This window comes from Glaciecola sp. SC05, from assembly GCF_041380235.1.
Classification (GTDB): domain Bacteria; phylum Pseudomonadota; class Gammaproteobacteria; order Enterobacterales; family Alteromonadaceae; genus Glaciecola.
The window spans coordinates 1-20,535 of sequence record NZ_JBGIYY010000019.1; the positions used below are offsets into that span (position 1 = coordinate 1).

16 protein-coding genes are annotated in these 20,535 nt (G+C 44.5%); 6 read left to right on the forward strand and 10 right to left on the reverse strand.

The features are described 5' to 3' along the window. Positions 1 to 607: 607 nt before the first annotated feature. From recO to AB9H30_RS15805, 4 genes are all read right to left on the reverse strand, one after another. Complete coding sequence (recO, locus tag AB9H30_RS15790) at positions 608 to 1,351, reverse strand: DNA repair protein RecO (RefSeq protein WP_371195670.1); 744 nt, start codon at positions 1,349 to 1,351, stop codon at positions 608 to 610. An 88-nt stretch (positions 1,352 to 1,439) separates the two neighbouring features. Beyond that, on the reverse strand, positions 1,440 to 3,176 hold the full coding sequence (recJ, locus tag AB9H30_RS15795; RefSeq protein ID WP_371195671.1) for a single-stranded-DNA-specific exonuclease RecJ: 1,737 nt from the start codon (positions 3,174 to 3,176) through the stop codon (positions 1,440 to 1,442). A 126-nt stretch (positions 3,177 to 3,302) separates the two neighbouring features. Then, the gene (locus AB9H30_RS15800) at positions 3,303 to 3,764 is read right to left on the reverse strand and encodes a phage tail protein (protein WP_371195673.1); all 462 of its coding nucleotides are present in this window, start codon (positions 3,762 to 3,764) and stop codon (positions 3,303 to 3,305) included. Positions 3,765 to 3,796: 32 nt separating this feature from the next. Further along, positions 3,797 to 3,955, reverse strand: a complete 159-nt coding sequence (locus AB9H30_RS15805) for a hypothetical protein (protein WP_371195674.1) — start codon at positions 3,953 to 3,955, stop codon at positions 3,797 to 3,799. A 464-nt stretch (positions 3,956 to 4,419) separates the two neighbouring features. Here AB9H30_RS15805 and AB9H30_RS15810 point away from each other — a divergent pair, with 464 nt between their 5' ends. After that, on the forward strand, positions 4,420 to 5,196 hold the full coding sequence (locus AB9H30_RS15810) for a substrate-binding periplasmic protein (protein WP_371195675.1): 777 nt from the start codon (positions 4,420 to 4,422) through the stop codon (positions 5,194 to 5,196). Between the two features lie 250 nt (positions 5,197 to 5,446). On the opposite strand, the gene AB9H30_RS15815 is transcribed toward AB9H30_RS15810, so the two are convergent. The 3 genes from AB9H30_RS15815 to pdsR all read right to left on the reverse strand — a co-directional run bounded on the left by AB9H30_RS15815 (position 5,447) and on the right by pdsR (position 10,025). Beyond that, positions 5,447 to 7,084: an FMN-binding glutamate synthase family protein gene (locus AB9H30_RS15815; protein ID WP_371195676.1), complete on the reverse strand. Its 1,638-nt coding sequence runs from the start codon at positions 7,082 to 7,084 to the stop codon at positions 5,447 to 5,449. 83 nt (positions 7,085 to 7,167) lie between these two features. Continuing rightward, entirely contained in the window at positions 7,168 to 9,333 is a 2,166-nt protein-coding gene (gene pdsS, locus AB9H30_RS15820; protein ID WP_371195678.1) for a proteobacterial dedicated sortase system histidine kinase, read from the reverse strand. Continuing rightward, the gene (gene pdsR, locus AB9H30_RS15825; protein ID WP_371195679.1) at positions 9,330 to 10,025 is read right to left on the reverse strand and encodes a proteobacterial dedicated sortase system response regulator; all 696 of its coding nucleotides are present in this window, start codon (positions 10,023 to 10,025) and stop codon (positions 9,330 to 9,332) included. The genes pdsS and pdsR overlap by 4 nt, the downstream gene beginning before the upstream one ends. A gap of 225 nt (positions 10,026 to 10,250) precedes the next feature. Here pdsR and pdsO point away from each other — a divergent pair, with 225 nt between their 5' ends. The 3 genes from pdsO to AB9H30_RS15840 all read left to right on the forward strand — a co-directional run bounded on the left by pdsO (position 10,251) and on the right by AB9H30_RS15840 (position 14,010). Next, positions 10,251 to 11,078, forward strand: coding sequence for a sortase-associated OmpA-like protein PdsO (gene pdsO, locus AB9H30_RS15830; RefSeq protein ID WP_371195681.1), 828 nt, complete (start codon positions 10,251 to 10,253; stop codon positions 11,076 to 11,078). 73 nt (positions 11,079 to 11,151) lie between these two features. Continuing rightward, the gene (locus AB9H30_RS15835) at positions 11,152 to 13,422 is read left to right on the forward strand and encodes a marine proteobacterial sortase target protein (protein ID WP_371195682.1); all 2,271 of its coding nucleotides are present in this window, start codon (positions 11,152 to 11,154) and stop codon (positions 13,420 to 13,422) included. After that, positions 13,423 to 14,010: a class GN sortase gene (locus tag AB9H30_RS15840; protein ID WP_371195683.1), complete on the forward strand. Its 588-nt coding sequence runs from the start codon at positions 13,423 to 13,425 to the stop codon at positions 14,008 to 14,010. Positions 14,011 to 14,047: 37 nt separating this feature from the next. Here AB9H30_RS15840 and dsbC read toward each other — a convergent pair whose 3' ends face one another. The 3 genes from dsbC to djlA all read right to left on the reverse strand — a co-directional run bounded on the left by dsbC (position 14,048) and on the right by djlA (position 16,793). Then, positions 14,048 to 14,794, reverse strand: coding sequence for a bifunctional protein-disulfide isomerase/oxidoreductase DsbC (gene dsbC / locus AB9H30_RS15845; RefSeq protein ID WP_371195685.1), 747 nt, complete (start codon positions 14,792 to 14,794; stop codon positions 14,048 to 14,050). A gap of 201 nt (positions 14,795 to 14,995) precedes the next feature. Then, on the reverse strand, positions 14,996 to 15,919 hold the full coding sequence (gene xerD, locus AB9H30_RS15850; protein ID WP_371195746.1) for a site-specific tyrosine recombinase XerD: 924 nt from the start codon (positions 15,917 to 15,919) through the stop codon (positions 14,996 to 14,998). Between the two features lie 25 nt (positions 15,920 to 15,944). Continuing rightward, the gene (djlA, locus tag AB9H30_RS15855; RefSeq protein WP_371195687.1) at positions 15,945 to 16,793 is read right to left on the reverse strand and encodes a co-chaperone DjlA; all 849 of its coding nucleotides are present in this window, start codon (positions 16,791 to 16,793) and stop codon (positions 15,945 to 15,947) included. A gap of 209 nt (positions 16,794 to 17,002) precedes the next feature. Between djlA and AB9H30_RS15860 the strand changes: the two genes are divergently transcribed. Both AB9H30_RS15860 and surA read left to right on the forward strand, forming a co-directional pair. Further along, positions 17,003 to 19,213, forward strand: a complete 2,211-nt coding sequence (locus AB9H30_RS15860) for an LPS-assembly protein LptD (RefSeq protein ID WP_371195689.1) — start codon at positions 17,003 to 17,005, stop codon at positions 19,211 to 19,213. 25 nt (positions 19,214 to 19,238) lie between these two features. After that, a complete protein-coding gene (gene surA, locus AB9H30_RS15865) occupies positions 19,239 to 20,528 on the forward strand; it encodes a peptidylprolyl isomerase SurA (RefSeq protein WP_371195690.1) in 1,290 nt (429 codons plus the stop codon). Positions 20,529 to 20,535: the final 7 nt, after the last annotated feature.

Below are 20,535 nucleotides of genomic sequence, written 5' to 3' on the forward strand. Positions count from 1 at the left end.
ACTCACGTTCAACATATTTGGGTAAGTATTTTCCTTGCTCTGCTAAGCTGTCGGTAAACTCTGGATAGAAACGTTCTACCAATTGATACAGTAAGGTAGTTTCAGGGCGATGTCGTTTGTACTTTTGTTCTTGCTGTATTGACAGAAAAATCTTTCATCCTTAAATCGTGGTATTCTAGGATGTCAAACAAGCGCTCAGAAAACGACTGAACAATCAGCCTGATTTTGGGGTGTGTAGTATTGCCGTTTTACCTTGAACGTCCGCTCCAGGGAGTGACAACTCAAAAATCCAATATGGCCAGTTATCGAGGGCATTGCGGTCATTTTCAGTAAAAACTCAATAGTGGCAATCTGCCCATTGCAAACCTACCTAATTTTGCACAAAACAGAAGTTTTTCCAAATTATCAGAAATTGTAATTTCCAACCCTAGAATGCAAATAGCCTTTATAACATTACATCACTCAACAAGGCATCTGCATTACCTTTGTTGCTAACACTGGGACTCGGCTTAACATTTGCGAGTTGCTGCATCAACACTAGCTCGATTCCACAGCAGGCAGTAGGAGTAAATAGATAATTTGTGACTAGCTAAACATGTAACCAGCACTATCTTGAGATAAAAAGCTCTCGCGACTTTAGTGGTTTATCGCCAATAATAGGCAAAAAAGCCTGTCTGCAAATATACTTAGCGGCTCTTCTTGCGCTCGGCGAAAAATCTTTTTGTGCAATCGAAATAATATCTCGTCCGCTCAATGCATAGGCTTGCTTAGCCGAGCAGGCGATAAAACCTTGTTCAGAGACAAAGCTGTAGCTTAAGTCGGCTATAATTTGTTCACCCGTATCAGCGGTATAGTTAAAGTCGGGTAAGTACCCTAGCTCTTGCAGTAACAAAAGCTCAAACTCTCGAAGAATAGGCTCCACATCGCCTGTAGGAATTGAGTTTGCGTTAATTTCTGCAGCTGTATTGTCGTTTGAGACTCTTTCAAGGGCTGTGAGGGTCCGTTGATATTGTTCAAATAGCATACTCATAGGCTCAGTTTCAGGGATTGCTCGCATCAGCAGTTCATTTAGGTAAAAGGCACTGTACAAACTTGTACCCTTTAAATTCAGCGAGCTTTGCAAAGCCTCGGCAATGCCTAAGTTTTTGAGTTGACTGCGACCACTTAGCTCAAACGAAAGCAACTGCAAAGGTTGGATCAAGCTTTTTCGGTCAGATTTACTGGCCCCTCTAGCGCCTTTTGCCACTGCGCTAATGCGTCCATACTGACGCGTAAAAAAATCTACAATCAGGCTGGTTTCACGATATGGCCGGCGGTGTATCACATAACCTGTCGCTTCAAGCTTGCTCATAAAACTCTATAAGTATTCGTTTACCGGCCATAGACATTACCTGTGGACATTACAAATAGACATTGCCTATAAACAATACTCATAAACATTACCCAATCACATCTATGCAAGAAACCATTAACTGCACATTCACCTGCCCACGAAATTCGTTCACATCAAGCCGGTAGGCTAAATGCACTTTGCTCACCTCTGGGTTGGGCCATTCTTCTGGATCGATATTAAAGGCAATCGCATCAAATACCTGCTGCTGTTTTTGCACCACCATTTTCAAATGCTTCTCGCCAACAATACGATGGCTAACTAAGGTAAACTCATCGTCAAACAAGGGCTCTTCAAACTGTTGTCCCCAAGGGATCGACATTTTCAACAATTCGGCGGTTTCTAAAATCATATCTTTGGTGTCTAAAGAGCCATCAGACAGCAGCGTTTGTGCTTTTGGAAGATGTTTACTCGCAATCGCGACTTCTTGCTCAAAAGCGGCTTTAAATTCGGCTAAATGGGTTTTATGCAAAGACAAGCCGGCCGCCATTGCATGCCCACCAAACTTCTTAATCATAAGCGGATACTGAGTATGAATACGCTCCAATACATCTCGAATATGCACGCCAGGGATAGACCTAGCGGAGCCTTTTATCGACACTTCGTCTTCATTGGCAAAGGCAATGGTGGGTTTATAGTACTTTTCTTTGATGCGACCTGCGAGGATCCCCACGACCCCTTGATGGTAATCTTCATCATATAAAATAATGCCGGAGGGCATATCACTATCAGAAAGTTCTAAATCGGCTAATGCAAGCTCCGCGGCTTGCTGCATGTCTTGTTCGATGCTGCGCCGCTCTCTGTTCAAGGCATCTAACTGCGCCGCAATTTTATACGCATCTTCGTTGTTTTCAGTCATCAAGCAATGAATGCCTACCGACATATCTTGCAAACGACCGGCTGCATTTAAACGCGGACCTAACACAAAGCCTAGATCTGAAGAGGCGATGCGCGCAGGGTCGCGGCTAGCGATATCGAGCATGGCCAAAATGCCCACTCTGGTTTTGCGAGCGCGAATTCTCGCGACACCTTGATGCACCAAAATACGATTATTTTGGTCAAGAGGCACAACGTCAGCCACTGTACCCAGCGCTACAATATCTAAGTATTTAGCTAAATTGGGCGCTGTAATCGTCCTATCGGTAAAATAGTCCTTACTGGTGAGTAAAGCCTTAACCGCTGACATCACATAAAATGCGACGCCCACTCCCGCAAGATGTTTAGACGGGAACTCGCAGCCCGGTTGATTGGGGTTGACAATGGCAGCGGCGGCAGGCAAATCTTGACCTGCCAAATGATGATCAGTGATCACCACCTGCATTCCCAGCGAGTTGGCGAGCGCCACGCCGTCTATGCTCGAAATACCGTTATCTACTGTGATAATGAGATTTGCGCCTTGCTCATGCGCCATTTGCACAACCGGAGGAGTCAGGCCATAACCAAAATCAAAGCGATTGGGCACAATAAATTGAACTTGAGCATGACCAAAATCTCGCAGGCTAAGCATGCACAGAGCGGTACTGGTGGCTCCGTCGGCATCAAAATCGCCAACAATGCAAATGTTCTTTTGCCCGGTTATTGCGTCGCTTATGACCGCTGCTGCGGCATCGATACCCTTTAAGGACTGATAATGCAGCAGTTGCGATGCTTTGGTGCTGACCTCGCTGACGTCAGATACCCCTCGATGCCGCAAAATTTTATCTAAAAGTGGCGGCAATGTTGAGTCAATGGCTTGTTCACAAACTACGTCACGATATTGGATTTGCACAGTGGTTTTGTCGCTCATGTCTAGTTGCTATTAGATTACCGTATTTTAGTGTCTGAACCTAGGGCAAGCATTGATAATAACTCAGGTAACCTGTTTGCAATTTACAAGGGACTTAGGTCAATTGGCTAATAAGGGCCTTCTTCTTTAGTTGCTGTTTTCGATGGTTAAACCTTCATGAGCAATTTCAATACTTTCAATTGCCACTTCATTGCCATCGGATTTTAAATCGGTTCCTGTGATTTTGGTTGGCCATGCGTTAACAAGCTTCCACACCATGGTTGGAGCACCCGTTTCATCAAGCAAACTAATCGTCATGGGTAAGCGTTTTATGGTGTTCATCTTGATTTGGCTAAACCAGTCCCAAAACTTGTCATCTGATTTACAAACGCCTTTTTTCATCGTCACATTGCCAGATGTTTGAATACCGGGCATTTTAACCGTCGAAAACATGTTACTGTTGTCTGCTCGATACTCAATTGTCTGTGACTCAGCATCTAATCCCGATACTTCTTGAAAAGACATTACTTTTGAATCCCACTTCACTTGAAAATAAAATTTTGGCATTGGCCATAGTGATTGCGATTTTGCGCTGCCGTCGTCAGCCATTATTGATTCTCCTTGCGAATGCGTTAAATGTTTTATGATTTTTGCATATGTTGTTGGAATATTATTTCAATAAATTCTTCGGGTCTAGAGATAGCGACTCGCAACTCGGTATGCAAAATACTCTCTAAAATATCTTCACCGGTCATGGTTTCGTTGAAGCCAGAGTGCACACTAAAGGCATCTGCTGGCACAATCCCGGCCAACCAACCGAGAGTTAATCAAGAAAACAATCAATCTGATAAGCCATATCAGGCAAAGATTGTGAGTTGATTATCCGATACACAAAGCCTTAAACGCGACTGCAGTTTTGGCGCTTAAACGGCAAGTCAACACACTGTGCTAAACGATACACTATTGCGTGGTAGGGCCACCCGCTCAACTCTCGAAATTTTTATACTCACAGTCTAGACGTTTGCGTAATTGATGGTAGGCATTTCAACAAAAACCAGCAAATTCCAGCCTCAATCAACATCAGCCCAATCTAAAAGACATGTCTCACAGAGGCTAGTCGGTTGCAAGCAGCCATATTCGTCAGGCGAATGACCTGCTTCATGCGCAACTAGACTTATCGCTGAGTTTGAGCTCAAGCACATGGTATTTATGTATAAGTTCAAGCAATAATTAACGTAAGCGGCATGTATACCGAGGGGTGACTTTGCTTTTTTTCAATCGTCTTGCTTTATGTATTTTGTTTATTTCGTCACAGACTGCGGCTAAAGCGGTATTTGCTAGTGATGATGTAAATTTACAGTTTTATACCCATTCAATACAAGAAGCCGTGCAAACAAATGCGCATGGTGAGTTAGTAGGGGTACCTAAGGGCGGACGACGAGCCTTGGATGTGGAGATAATTCGCTGGATTATTAAGGACTTAAATCTAAAAAATAATATACAGGTTCTGCCTTTTGCTCGGGCGCTAAGAAAGCTTCAGTCGGAAGATAATATCGCGGTCTTTAATATTTTAAGAACCAAAGAGCGCAATGATAGCGTGCAATGGATAGGTCCCATGCGCAGATACCGCTCCTACTTTTATGAAGCAATAGCGCGCCCTCAAAGTCTAAGGGATTTTGATGATGCGAAGAAAGTGGATAGCGTTTGCGTGCTGAATGGAAACATACATCAAACGGTGCTTCAGAGTAAAGGGTTTAGCAATTTGATATTGGCTAACTCTTATACACAATGTGTTGATTTACTGCTGCGTGGCCGGGTGCATTTAATAGCGTCCTCAGAAAACCCTTACTTTATGAATAACTTAGAACGTCCAACTGAAATTCAGCGAACGCCTATCTTGATTTTTTCAAACGATGGATATTTAGCGTTATCTTTAAATGTTTCATTAGACACCATTATTCGCTTGCAGTCCTCCATAGATAAACTGCTCGCAAGTGAAGATTATCAACGCATACTTACTACATACTCTGCTAAGAAGTAATGCAAACTGCATTTCAAATGAACTGGGTTATGAATTTTAATGTTAGATCGAACAGGCAATATGCACCATATGCCGCTAGTTTGCCGATAGAATCAATGGGTCGCAAGAGTAAATGTGTCAAAAAATCTCGATATGGCGGAGCGACTGATACATCGGCAAAGTGAGATGGGTTAAGCTCAATACTCACTGACCAATAGGCTAGCTAAATAGGGCGTCATCGACCAACAAAGCGGAATTTTCAGCCACTCTCCTAGCTCGCGCTCAGCGCCTCTGTTTTATTTTCTATTTCAGTAAGCTGTGTCACCGGCTTGAAAGTCGCTGCTGATGATTCTGCGACGTCTAAGCGGTAGCGCTCAGGAATATCGCCGCTCACAAACGCACCTGGTTTTACCAAGGGGAATACTTGGTCATAGCGCTTTACTTGTTCTTGGCTAACGCGCCTAAAAATATGCGTTCGATTCACCTCGTGAGGGGATTGAATGCCCGCCGACGACATGATATCAACCGCCGCGTGCACGGTTTTTTGTTGAAAGTTATATACCCTTTCAGACTTCTCTTCAGGTACCAAGCCTTTCGAAAGCTTAGGGTCTTGGGTGGCGACCCCCGTTGGGCAGCGATTAGTATTACAGCTGAGCGATTGAACGCAGCCTAGGGCCAACATCATGCCGCGAGCGCTGTTGCAAATATCCGCGCCAATGGCTAAATTTTTAACCAAATGAAAACCTGAAATAATCTTGCCGCTGGCTATCAGCTTTATATCTTTGCGCAGTCCAAACCCTGTTAAGGCGTCATCGACAAACGATAAAGCCTCGCGAAGGGGCGAGCCAATAGAGTTTGAATACTCCAAAGGCGCTGCGCCCGTGCCGCCTTCACCGCCATCCACGGTGATAAAATCAGGTCCATCGTCCAACTGAAGCATGGCTTTACAAATTGCCATAAACTCACTCTTTCTGCCGATTGCGAGTTTAAACCCAATAGGCTTACCCCCCGAGAGTTTGCGCAGTTGTGCAATAAACTCAATAAGCTCAATGGGTGTTTTAAAGGCAGAATGAAATGGCGGAGAATCTACCTCAGTGCCCGGTTCCACCCCCCTAATTTCAGCAATTTCAATGGTGTTTTTACTGGCAGGCAGTATGCCTCCATGACCGGGTTTTGCACCTTGAGATAGCTTTATCTCGATCATTTTCACCTGTGGATCGCTAGCGGCTTTTTTAAATTTTTCCGCATCAAAATGTCCATCGGGTGTTCTACAGCCAAAATACCCTGTACCGACCTGCCAAACCAAATCCCCTCCATTTGCTTTATGGTAAGGGCTGATCCCCCCCTCTCCTGTGTTGTGATAGAAATTTCCTAAACTGGCCCCTTTGTTTAAAGCCAGCAACGCATTTTGACTCAGTGAACCAAAACTCATGGCTGAAATATTAAGAATGCTTGCTTCGTAAGGTTGAGTGCAGCGCTTACCGCCTACCTTTATTCGAGGCTGGCAATCAATGTCTTCAACGTTGAGCGCTGAAATAGAATGGCCTATCCACTCATAGCCTGTTTTGTATGTATCTACTTGGGTACCAAAAGGAACGGTGTCGCGATTATTTTTTGCGCGCTGATATACGATGTTACGAAACATCCTATTGATGGGCGCCCCGCCAGTGTCAGATTCGACCAAATACTGCTGCACAAAAGGACGGATTTCTTCCATAAACCATCGTCCACGGGCCAACACTGGAAAGTTGCGCCATAATGCATGCTTGGTTTGTTTCATATCGTGGATCACAAGCAGAAGCAAAGGCACGGTAACTAAACCAAGCCACAATAAGGGGCTATGGAAATAGGCAGCAATGGCCACTAAAATATTCAGAAGAATCGAAACTACGAGGATAGAAAAAGCCATAGGCGCAAAGCATCCTTTTTAATATTTTTATTAGAATAAAGATGACTCATATTATTAGCTGCAAGCATATGCTAACTCACCATCTAGACTTCATTGTGCTTGAACGACATTAAAACCACAACGCCGGTGTGGTCTGGCAAATTGTCGATGTGTAAAGTACCGCGATGAAACTCAACAATCATCTTCGCAATAAATAGTCCTAAACCAAGGTGCGAAGCATCATCTGCAGAGTTTGAACGCACCGAAATCATGGATTCAAGCAATTGGTTTTGCATGTCATTAGGCAGCAAAGCTCCTCGGTTAGTCACAGTAAGCACTACGCGTTTGTCTTTTTCAAATACTCTGACTAATATTGGTTGATTGACCTCGCTAAATTCGATGGCATTGGTAAGTACTTTGTCGAGCATTTGTGCAAACAGCTCTGGCGCGCCATGCAAAACCGCGTTGGGCAGTTTATTGTCCAAACTAATTTGCTGCTCCACAAAGGCCATCTTATAACCATCAATACAACCGCTAAGCACTTCGTGCAATACAAAGGTTTCTTTATCGGTGCGCCTGATTGCCTCTTCTAATCGAGTTGCCTCACTCATACTGTTTAATATTTTGCTGAGGCGAGAAATCCCCTGCTTCGCCCGCTCTACATAAATATGGCGGTCGGCGGCATCGGGATCTAGCATTAAGTTATCGAGAGACGAATTGACCACCGCCACCGGGGTGCGCAGCTCATGAGACAAGCGCGAGGCCATATTTTCTAGATAATGATTATATTGAGATAGCTTGCCGAGCACCTGAAAGAAACTTCTTGAGAGATCGCCAATTTCGTCGGCTGAATGAGATGCGCTAATCTGCCCCACAATTTTACCATTTACATCAATCGCGTTTTCAGTATCGTCTCTTAGCCGCCGAATACGATTGGAGATACGTGAGGCAATGAGGAATAAGGATGCAATGCCCAGTAGCATCACCGCCAAAATAAAATTGAACTGCTTTTCTAATGCTTGATTTCTTAATGTGCGGATGCCGTTCGTGGTCTGTTCAACGACCACCGCTCCCATTACCTCACTGTCGATAAAAATAGGGTGAGCAGCCGACAGTATGACCGCCTTATTGTCGGGGCTTAAGCGCCACAATGTATCGGGTCGGCCCGACAACGCATTAGCAATATCTTTACCCTGCAGCGCAAAGGCATCAGAGAGCTCGTCAATAAATTCGCTGGGAGGCTTGGTCAATATTTTGTAGTATAGAGGCAGTAGAACCTTCGTTTCAAAGCGCTGCCATAGTGAGTCTTCACTCGCATTATAGTCGCTGGTATTACTCACGCCACCAGCGTTTTGAATATCGCCTGAGCGCGCTAGTACCCGCATGTGATTGTCGACCACCCACACCCTGGCACTGGAATATTTAAGTCCTTTGATAATGCGCTCGATTTCAGGAGAAGGCACTAATACCGTCCCCAAATCATCTGACTTAGTGGGGTTGGCTGTGCCCATCACATAATTCACTTCACGGCTTTGCGGGTCGTCTACATCGGTTACCGCAAACGCAATATTGCTCGAAAGCATACTCAGTGGAAATCTTAGCTCCAGGTCATATCCCACATCGGTACTGCGCCACTGACCTTGAATGCGCGTTTCGACCCCAACGGGCGAAATGGCTTCGGTGTTGTCGTCCAAAATAAACGCATTTACCCAACCTGCTTGAAACGGCGCAATAACAAAGCGTTTAAATTGCCCATCTGCTTGGGTCAGTGCAATTTGCACAAAATCGTTGCGATCAATACGTAGGGCGTTTTCAGGTCGATATAGCACTTGGTCATCCTGCACCGAAAACATTGCATATAAAAATTTATCATATTGCCCAACCATATGCGTAAATCTGAGGCTGTCGGGACGATAGACCTTTGATTGCTCAATGAGATTGGCAGCGCCATATTCAATGGCTAGCTCTTGGTAGTCTTGCCAGTCTGACAAACGACCGTCTAATTGAATAGGGTACACAATACGATGTGCATATAAATCTTTACCGGGGCGCACATTGGCCAAAAATGCTGATTGATTATCAAACAATGCGGGACGCTCATGCAATGCTGTTGCCACCGCTCGAGCAGTACCAACAAGGGTTTGCTCTTGACCGATACGCAGGTAAGTTTCAAGCTCCCACACAAATTGGTAGCTTAAATAAGGGATCACGAATAAAAAGGATGAAAACAACAGCAGCTTACTACGTAATCCCAAGCCCCACCTTTTCATTGTTGCGACTTCCAGCGATAGCCCATGCCATAAACCGTTTCGACACAATCAAACGCAGCATCAAGCTGCAAAAATTTCTTACGGATCCGCTTAACATGCGAAGTAATGGTGGTGTCATCTACCACCATTTTTGATTCGTCCATCAATTGCTGGCGACTCTTTACATGTCCAGCATGTTTTGCAATGGCATAGAGCATCCAAAATTCTGTCACCGTTAACTCTACTGGACTATCGTCCCACCTGACTGTCATGCGTTTCGCATCCATGGCTAACTTACCGGTTTGCACAACATCTGAGGGCTGTTGAGGCTGTGACAATAGATCATTGCGCCTAAATAATGCGGCGATACGCGCTAATAAGTGCGGCAAGCTAATATCTTTGGTGAGATAGTCATCCGCTCCCATACGCAGTCCGCATATAGTGTCGTAGTCGTTATCTCTTGCCGTAAAAAATATAATCGGCAGCGTTTTCGATAAAGCTCGCAGTTGCTGACACAACATAAAGCCGCCGTCAATTTCCTCTTTTAAACCTATGTCAATAATCGCCAAGTCGGGTAATTGCTCAGAAAACGCCTGCTCAGCCTGAGGTCGAGTCTCGAAGGCTCGCACCAGATAACCCTGCTTACTCAAGGCCGCTATATAGTTTTCACGAAGTGCTAAATCGTCTTCGACTAAAGCAATGGTTTTAGGCATGTCTTTTAAGCGTTCTCAAGTAGTCATGATTAATCATGCTTCAACTATATCGAATTTTTAACTAAAGCAAAGCCCACAGGGGAAATTTCCATTTTTTCGCCACAATTGATCGCCACATTGCCATCTTTGAGCGCCTTAATTGCCATTTTTGCTTGTTTTAATGCATCTCGAAATCACCAAGATTTTCATTCATCCAATACATTGAACATAAGTAAGGAACCACACATGAAAAAAATCATCATTGCAAGCACCCTAGCATTCGCATTGAGTCACGCATATCAAGCGCAAGCTTCCACCGCATCAAATCAAACCATCAAAGGTCCTGCACAACTGCAAACAAAAGAATTAAAAGAAAGCAAAACCCAAAACGAAATGCTTGGATTGGGCTCAGGTGCAGTTGCTGGCGCCATGCTTGGCGGACCGCTTGGCGGTGTTGTCGGTGGTATTTTGGGCTTTTTCATGGCTAACGATATCAACCAAGACAATGCACTGACATTTCAAGAAACCTCTTTAGCCTATATGAGTGGTGAACTCAGCAAACAAGAACAAGAGTTTGCCAGTTTACAGCAACAATATGCGCAGCTTGAACAGTCGCAAATGATTCACTTAGCCAGTATTGATACAAAAGTAGCCACCGAGTGGATGAGTGATTTACCCACGCTCGAATCTAACGTTCAGTTTAAGACCGCCTCATTTTTGGTCGAAGACGCATTCAAAGCACAATTAAAAAGCTTAGCCGGTTTGCTCAATCAATATCCAAATTTAAGCGTGCATTTGAGCGGCTTTGCAGATGCTAGGGGCGACTCCCAGTACAACCGTATTTTATCGGAGCAACGAGCTCAGTCGGTCAAAGACTTTTTAATTCAGCAGCGCGTTAGCCCTCAACAAATTATTGCCCAAGGACAAGGTGAGATTGCTTATACCGCGGCGGACGAACTCGCTTCAGATGAAACAAAACCTGCATTTGTTCGGGCTGAAGCGCTTTTCTTTGATCGCCGTGTCACTTTGAAATTGCTAAACGACCAAGCCGCAATGACCGCAGCCAATCAATAGTGGTTTTTATCAGGTGATGGGAAGCATGTTGCCCATCACCTCTTTTTGTTCGTGAAAAATAAGGAATGTAATCGTGACACAATTTTACAAAGTGCTGGTGGTCGTTGCGGCAGTTGGCGTGATCAGCTTAATTCATGCAATGACATCATCAGAGCAGGGCCTCTTCAATCATCGAGTGAATGGCTTGCAAGTCATCGATAGCTCTACAGTGCTAGAGCAGAGCAACGCAAACAGCCAAATCAATGCGCTATTTAATAGCGGAGACAGTTTGTCTCTTACTAGCGTGTCACAAACCCTCATTACCAATAATATCTATCAGGGCGATACCGGCAGCTTTTATATTGAGCTAGAGCATCAAGCGGACCAAGCGCAGTCTTATCTTTTTGCGCCATTACTTGCAAGCAAGTTTGACGTATCCGTCACAGGCAACATCGTGCGTACAAAAGTTACGCAGACCTTTAGGAATGAAAGTGAAGAGTGGCAAAACGGCGTGTATGTGTTTCCGCTTCCGGCAGATGCAGCCGTCGATGCGATGCTCATGCAAATTGATGAGCGAAAAATCGAAGGTAAAATACAAGAAAAAGCGAAAGCAGAAGCAGCATTCGAAGCAGCTAAACTCGCGGGCAAAAGCGCGAGTTTAGTGAGCCAGCTCCGTCCCAATATGTTTGTAAACAAAATTGCCAATGTCGCGCCAAATGCCAACATTATAGTGACCATCGAATATCAACAGATGTTGCATGTTCAAGCCAAGGTAACCACCCGCAATAGTCAATATGAGCTGCGCATTCCAAGCGCCATTACACCGCGCTATACCCCTAGCGAAGGTGTCTCAGAATCAGCGTTAAATGAGGCTGACCATGCAGCGCAGCCAAGTGGTTCAAAACTATCCATTGAAGTCGCCATCAATATGGGAGTCGCACTCAGCGATATCTCTAGCGAGCATCATTTAGTGCATATCGAAGCGCCTACTGATGCCGAACAAAAATATCGGGTGTTTCTTGATGAGGAAAACGTCATTAATAAAGAGTTTGTTTTAACATGGCAAATGAAAGAACAGGCAAAGCCTATTGCTGCGCATTTAAGCCAAAATAGCGGTGGCTATCAATATGGCCTAATTCAAATTATTCCACCGGCGGCTGATGCGATGCCCGTTGCGCGCGACTTAACGTTTATATTAGATACCTCCGGATCGATGGTAGGAGAGGCTATCGAGCAAGCAAAAATGGCGTTAACGACGGCCATTGCCGAACTCCAAGATAACGACACTTTCAACGTTATTGAATTTAACAGTGGCGCTCAAAATTTATGGTCAAGCGCCCAAGTCGCAAATTCCGCCAACAAGGCTATCGCCAGCCAGTTTGTGAATAGCCTGCAAGCAAGCGGCGGCACCGAAATCGCTGAGGCCCTACATCTAGCATTTAGTTTAAATAACACAGCGCAGGCTGCACCAACAGAGTCAAAGCCTTTGCAGCAAATACTATTTATTACCGATGGCAGCGTTAGTAACGAAGCGCAATTGCTCAAGCTGATTAGCAATAACTTACAAGAACAACGCCTATTTACGATAGGCATTGGCAGCGCGCCAAATACCTATTTTATGAGCGAGGCGGCCATTGCAGGGCGCGGCACATTCACTTTAATCGGCGATATATCACAGGTGAATGTAAAAATGTCTGAGTTACTTGCCAAGATTAAACGCCCTGCTCTGAGCGATGTTCAAGTCAAAATGAATGCGGCTTATCGCACTGCCGAGCTCGAAATTTATCCCAGCAAAGTACCCGACATCTATAGTGGCGAACCCATCACCTTGGTTTATCGAGTTGCACAACATAATGTCGATGCGCAAACCATGCAAAGCCCTAACTTTACTCTGCAAGCACAATGGCACGCAGCGGCTCAAACAAATCAGCAGCGCCCAATGCTCTGGCAAAGCCAATTGCCCACTAAAAGCAGCAACTCAAGCGGCGGCATTGCCAAGCATTGGGCTTACAATAAAATTCAGCAACTCACTCGCGACTTGCATACTACCGATGCTGCTGGCGAGGACTATTTAGCCTTGCAGCAGTTTACCCAAAGATCCATAACCGACACTGCGTTAAAGCACCACTTAGTTAGCGAATTCACAAGTCTCATTGCCATAGACGAACAACAAAGCCGACCGTCACCTGAGTTCTTAGCTATGTTAGCTCAAAAAAAGCAGGTCGATGTCTTAACCAACAAACAGTGGAGCGCCACACAAATGCATCTGCCGCAAACCAGCACAATGTCTACACTGTATGTATTTATGGGTATCGGGTTATCTAGCTTTGCGCTATTAATATTAGTACTAGGGGGCAGAAAATAAATGCAGTTGCTGTCAAAACCAGCCGGTAAGCAGCGATTCAAGGCTTTGGCCCTAACTGTTTTTATACTTGGCTTAGTATTTTTAATGAAAGGCACATACATTCAATTAAAGGCTGCGCTAGCTCAGCACTTAATGGCCAATACTTGGCAGGAGTCTCAACATACCGGCATTTTAAGGGCGCCATGGCCTTGGGCTGATACTGAGGTAGTGGGAAAACTCCAATACCTTAATCAAGAGCAGTTTGTGCTGGCTGGAGAAAGCGGCAGAAACCTCGCCTTTGGGCCTACTTTGATGTCTGCTAGTTCATCTTTAGACGAGCATGGAAATACAGTTATTGTGGGTCATCGCGATACCCATTTTCGTGAGCTTCAGCACTTAGCGCTTGGTGATACAATTTTAGTCCACAGCATTTTAGGGAAAACCCTATACGAAGTAACCGAGCATGCGGTAATCAAACACACCGACGTGGCAGTGCTAGCACCAACCGATGTTTCTGTTTTAACCTTGATCACCTGCTACCCTTTCAGTTCAATCACTGCAGATCCCAATTTACGTTATGTTGTTCGAGCGATAGCAAAAAGCCGCTAACAAGGCAGCGGCTTTTGTTTGTGTTTAGCGCCTTTGTTTATTGAGCGTTTTGCTCAAGTATTAAGGCTAGTTGCTGTGCTGGTTGATATCCAGGTATAACTGTACCGTCGGCCAATACTATGTTTGGCGTTCCGTTTACCCCTATTTGCTTACCAAAGTTATACTGCTCAGCAACTGCATTCTCGCAGGTGGCACTTGCCACTTGCTCTCCAGCTTTTGCTTTTGTTATGGCATCATGCGGGTCTGCAGAGCACCAAATCGAAACCGCGTCTTGATATACCGCACTGTTGATGCCTGCGCGAGGAAACGCAAGGTAGCGTACCGTAATGCCAAGACCGTTAAGCTGATCCATTTCATTATGTAATTTTCTACAATAGCCACAGGTCGCATCAGTAAATACATTGATTACGTATTTTTCATTTTTTGCTTTGAATTCAATCGCAGAGTCTTTAAACCGACCAATCCCATCTAAACGCATTTTTTTCAATGAGTTCTCAGTTACATCTACAATATCATTACCTACTTTGTAAACTCGCGCCTGAAGAAAATACTCGCCGTCTTCGCTTGCATAAAATAAACCGCGGTCTGTATATAGCTCCAACAAGCCAGGTACCGCAGAATCGGCAATAGTGTCGATGCGCAACTGCAGTTTTTCGCCTAAAGATGCAGCTAGGGCGTCATTATCTGTCAGTGCAGCTTGAGCATTTACTGCGCTGGTACCTAAAAGTAAAAAAAATGCGCTTATTACTGCCGCAGCCGATCGAAAGGTAAAAGAGTGTGTCATTCAAAAGTTCCAAAGTGAGGCATATCCGAATTATAAGACCGTGGAAATGCAAAGTTAATTTCAATGATTTGCGCAAGTATACGTACAAAGACGTATTTTTGATGAAAAAGTTTAAACTTTTTAGCCCTTAATCTACTCGAGCTTATGACAAGTTAACGGCAGAGCTCGCTAAAAAGTGCAATTTATTTGCAGCATCATCGCTTAACCGCGGGGGTGATGGTCTTTAACTAAGGTTTGCAAACGTGCCGTTGCGACATGGGTATATATTTGCGTCGTAGACAGGTCGCTGTGCCCCAAAAGCATTTGCACTACTCGTAAATCAGCACCATGGTTTAGTAGGTGTGTTGCAAATGCATGCCTTAAGGTATGCGGAGAAAGCGGCACGGTTATGCCTGCAACTTGCGCATAGTGTTTAATTCTGTGCCAAAATGTTTGCCTAGTCATTGTCAGCCCGCGGTTACTCGGAAAGACGGTATTAGTGGGTTTTTTCATTAACTCTGGACGCGCTGTTTTTAAATATCGCGCCACGCACTCTGAGGCATTTTCACCCATGGGGACTAAGCGCTCTTTTCCACCCTTACCAGTTACTCGAATTACACCTTGCAGCATACCAAGTTCATGCATTTGCAGGTTTACCAGCTCGCTGACTCTAACGCCCGTAGCATAAAGTAATTCAAGCATGGCTTTGTCTCTCATTTGTATAGGAACATCTTCGAGCGGAGCTGATAGCAAGGCATCTACCTGACTTTCCGATAAGGTATCGGGTAGATAGCTGGGTAACTTTGGATTGCTGACATTATCAATCGGATTAACAGCAAGGGTTTTACGTACTATTTGATGCCGATAAAAAGCTCTTGTACTGCTTAAAAAACGCGCCGTAGAGCGCTGTGAGAATCCTCTTTCTAAACGCTCTGACAAATATTGACAAACCATTTGTGTGTCTACACTTAGCAAGTTTTCAGCCTGCGCTCCTTGTGTAAAAAGCGCAAACTGCGTCAAGTCCGTTTTATAGGCGCTAGTGGTATTCTGACTCAAGCCCTTTTCTAGCCAAAGCATCTCAATGAAATCTTCGATAACATTGGCGTTAGACTCCGAAAGCCTGCGTTTTTCAGACGACGTTGCCAGCTCTTTGATGTTTGACCTTGCGCCTTTAGAAGCCACGCTTTTCTTTCACCAGCTCATATGCCGACTGAATTTCTTGCGTGCGCTGATTGGCCATTTCCATCGCCTGCTCTGGCAGACCTTTGGCGGCTAGCTTATCGGGGTGGTGTTGAGACATTAACTTCTTGTAGGCACGCTTTATCGATTTATCATCGTCTTTATCGCCTACTCCTAATATTTTATAGGCGTCTTCTAAAGCGGTTTTTGAACTATAGTGTTGATGAAACTGCTGTTGACGCTGACCTGAGCGCTGCTGATGAAACCCACGACGAAACCGCTCGCCAGCTTCAAAACGTGTAATTAAAAACTGTAAATCTGCGGAGCTAAACCCAAGACTGCTTGCAACGGTTTGCAATACTTTTAATTCACCTGTACTGAGGCGCCCATCGGCGCAGGCCGCCGCTATCAATATTTCCAAAAAAACCTGCAAGATGTCTCTTCTGCCATGGGCATTTTGCTTGAAAGTAAGCAGCATTTCAGTGAGAGGGAAATCGCGTGCTTTACCTTCTCTAAATGCTTGTTGAGCTTCCTTGCGCAATTCACCGTGAAGTTTCATGTCGTCCATTAATCGCGAGGCAACTTGGATTTCTTCGGGTGTGACCTGACCGTCTGCTTTGCAGACATGACCGAGAGCAGAGAATAAGGCATGAAAAAATACAGCCTGCTGCTGGATGGTTTCTTTAGAGCTAAAAAATCGGGCAAAGCCACCTTGCCGTGAAAAATCCCTAGCGTAATTGATGTCAAACATATGCCCAACAATCAACCCAATGATTGCTCCTGGCAATTTAAGTATGGCCATTCCAATAACGGCGCCAATGATTTTTCCCCAATATGACATATGTTCTGAGTAACTTGCTTTGATTAACAGTGGTAATTAACCCCAATATTAAATGGTTTTCGGTAAAAAGTATCATTATTCCCGCTTTTTGAGGCTTTTTATGAAGTTAAACTTGGGTTTTCAAGGATTACCCTTTAAAATTACTAAGGTTTGTTATTTACGTAACGTCTCCGAATTCGTAACTCCTTATACGCAACTATGATGTCTGAATGAAAATAGCATACACAGCGCTGCTAGCAGTGATTTTAATGAGCAGCTCAAATCTGCACGCACAGCTTACGTGTGAGGTGCAAAGCTTCGATTTCGAACTTCCAAAAATCGCTGATGGCTCTATTGAAGTCCGCTCTAATGCTGCGCAAATTATAAAAGACGAAATAGCCGTATTTGAAGGCAACGTACTGATTACTACACCAGATTCTATTATTCAGGCGGACTCTGCCAATCTGCGCGAAAATGGACAACGCCTGCAAGCTAGCGGTAACGTTACCTACACCGATGAACTGCTGCACGTCGAAAGCCTAGGCATTGAAGCGAACGCCGAAATCGAACTTCTGCAACTACAGTCTACTGAATACCAAATTAAAGGAGTGAATGGGCGCGGTGGCGCTGATTTATTATCCATTTCTCGAGAGCGCGGCGTTATTTTAGAGAACGTGTCTTTTACTACATGCCCTAAAGGCGATGAAGACTGGAAAATACAGGCGTCGGAAATATCCATACGAAAAGGCATGCCCTTTGGCGAAGCGAAGCACACTCGCTTTTATGTGGGTGGCGTACCAGTATTTTATTTACCTTATTTTGCCTTTCCGATCACCACCGAGCGTCAAACTGGATTTTTGTTTCCCAAAATTGGCAGCACTGGCAGCACTGGCATTGAGTACGAACAACCTTTTTATTGGAATATAGCGCCCAATGTCGACACAACAATTTCAACGCGATATATGTCGAATAGAGGCTTACAGCTTAAAAATGAGTGGCGTTATTTAACCAACAACCATTATGGGGAGCTACAGTTAGAGTACTTGGCAAAAGACACAGACATAGGTAACGATGACCCGCGCTACTTTTATCGCTTTAGTCATAAAGGAAAGTTAAGTGAAAATTGGTCAGTTACCGCTGATGTCAGTGATATTAGCGATAACAACTATATCGTTGATTTGCGCTCAGATTACTACAACCAAGCTGACACGCATTTATATCGACAGGCTGGGCTTAGTTACTTTAGCGAAGACCTAGATTTTAACGTGTTTGTTCGGGACTTCACAACAATCGGTAATTTTGACGATAATTACAGAGCGCTTCCAGAAGCCAAATTGGCTTATTCTACCAGTCTCAATGAGTGGTTTGATTTTGATATCAAATCCGAACTGGCTTACTTTGATAATCGCTTGGAGCAGCGACCGGATGCCCTCAGATTTCACATTGAGCCCTCGCTCAGTATTCCATATCAACGAGCTTGGGGAGAACTTTTAGCCGAAGTCAGTGTAATGCACACCTATTACGACCAAGACATCGAAGGTATGCCAAACACCAACTTAGAAGAGACTGTTGAAAGAACCCTTGGACAGGCTCGATTTTACGGCTCTTTAATATTTGAGCGAGAGCAAACCATAGGCGATACCGACTATTTAGTGACTTTTGAACCAAAGACACAATATCTTTACACCAGCTATCAAGACCAATCTAATATTGGTTTCTACGACACCACGGAGCTGCTAACAACTTTCTCAAATTTGTTTAGAGGTCAAGAGTTTACAGGGCTTGATCGTATCAATGACAATAATCAATTTACCTTGGGTGCAACTACTCGTATTATCGACGATAATAACCGCGAAATGTTGGTTGCCAGTATTGGTCAGATATTCTACGTGGAGAGTGCGCAGCTGCAGGCCAGTCAGCGCCAAGATAATCGTTCATCCATCGCGGCTGAGTTAGATTGGAGAATTAATCGCAATTGGTTTGTACATTCAGATTTTCAGGTAGGTAACGACACTAATAAAGTTGAAAGAAGCAGTTTTTCCACCGAGTACCGTTTGTCTGAAAATAAGCTAATACAGATAAATCATCGTTATATTCGCGAACTTTCTAACGAAAAAATTGACCAATTTGGTGTCTCGGCAAGTTGGCCAATGGGTGACAATTGGCATTGGGTTGGCCGTTATTATAGAGACTTTGAACGCTCACGCACCACCGAGAGCTTTATGGGTATCGAGTATGAAAGCTGCTGTTGGGCTTTAAGACTGACGGTGCAGAGAAATTTAGCCACCCGCTTTAACAACGATGGCTTCAGAGATGTAAATGAATTTGATTCAGGAATTGCGTTACAATTTGTGTTTAAGGGGATGGGTAGCCCGTCGAATAAAGTTGACATGCTTCGACAAGGCTTATTTGGATATCGTCAGCCCTTTGTTTTAAATTAATCTAGACCTTAATATTTGAGAGATTATGAAAAAAATATTAGTAAATATCAGCGTTATTGCTTTGCTGTGTCTCACGGCCTTTACTGGGCAGGCAAAACAGTTACTCGATAAAGTATCAGTAATTGTCGACCAAGGCGTGGTATTAGAAAGTGAAATTGAAGATTTAGTGCGTAGCGTAAAAGCTAACGCTATGGCCAATGGCCAAGCCTTACCCTCAGATAGAGCGTTAAGAACACAAGCAATTGAGCGCCTTATTCTTGAAAATTTGCAAACGCAAATGGCTGAGCGTATGGGAATTCAAATAAGTGATCCACAGCTCGACCAAACAATTGCGAATATTGCATCTAGTGAAGGCTTAAGCCCTCAACAGTTCAGAGCAGCGGTTGCCGGAGACGGCATTGCATATGAGAGTTACAGAGAATCCGTGCGCAAAGAACTGATAATGGGCGAAGTAAGACGCGCAAACGTTAGACGCCGTATCTATATCACACCTCAAGAAATTAGTACCCTAGTCGAGTTGCTCAATCAGCAAGGGGAGGCTCAAGCAGAGTACCGTCTTGGTCACATCTTATTGGGCTTACCTAGCAGCGCCTCTGAGACCGAGATAACTGAAGCGCGTGATCGCGCTGATCGGGTCCTCGAATTGTTAAACAACGGTTCTGATTTCCAAAAAATCGCTATTGCTTCTTCTTCAGGCTCTGAAGCTCTTGACGGCGGAGACATGGGCTGGATGAATATCAACTCAATGCCGACCCTGTTTGCAGAAGCCGTTGTAGACAAACCGAAGGACGAGCTGATTGGTCCAATTCGCTCAGGTGCCGGCTTTCACATCCTAAAAGTCATTGATACCCGCGGTGTAGAAACAGTAGAAATTGAAGAAGTGAATGCTCGGCATATCTTAATTACACCTTCGATCATCCTAAGTGACAATAAAGCAGAGCAAATGCTTTTGGAGTTCAGAGAGCAGCTTATTGCAGGTGAAGCCGAGTTTGCCGATCTAGCCAAAGAACACTCCGAAGATCCCGGTTCTGCCTTGAGAGGCGGCGTGCTCGGTTGGAATGACCCGAACATCTATGTACCGGCCTTTAAAGAAGCCCTTGCTCCTCTTCAAAAAGACGAATATAGCATGCCCATTCGCTCTCAACATGGCTGGCATTTGATTCAGCTCATCGACCGACGCGTAGACGATGCAACTGACCGACGCAAAGAAGAGCGAGCTTATCAGCTTATCTTTAATCGGAAATTCCAAGAAGAAAGCGACGCCTGGCTGCGTGAAATGCGCGATGAAGCCTATATCGAAGTAGTCGATGTTTAGGGAATCA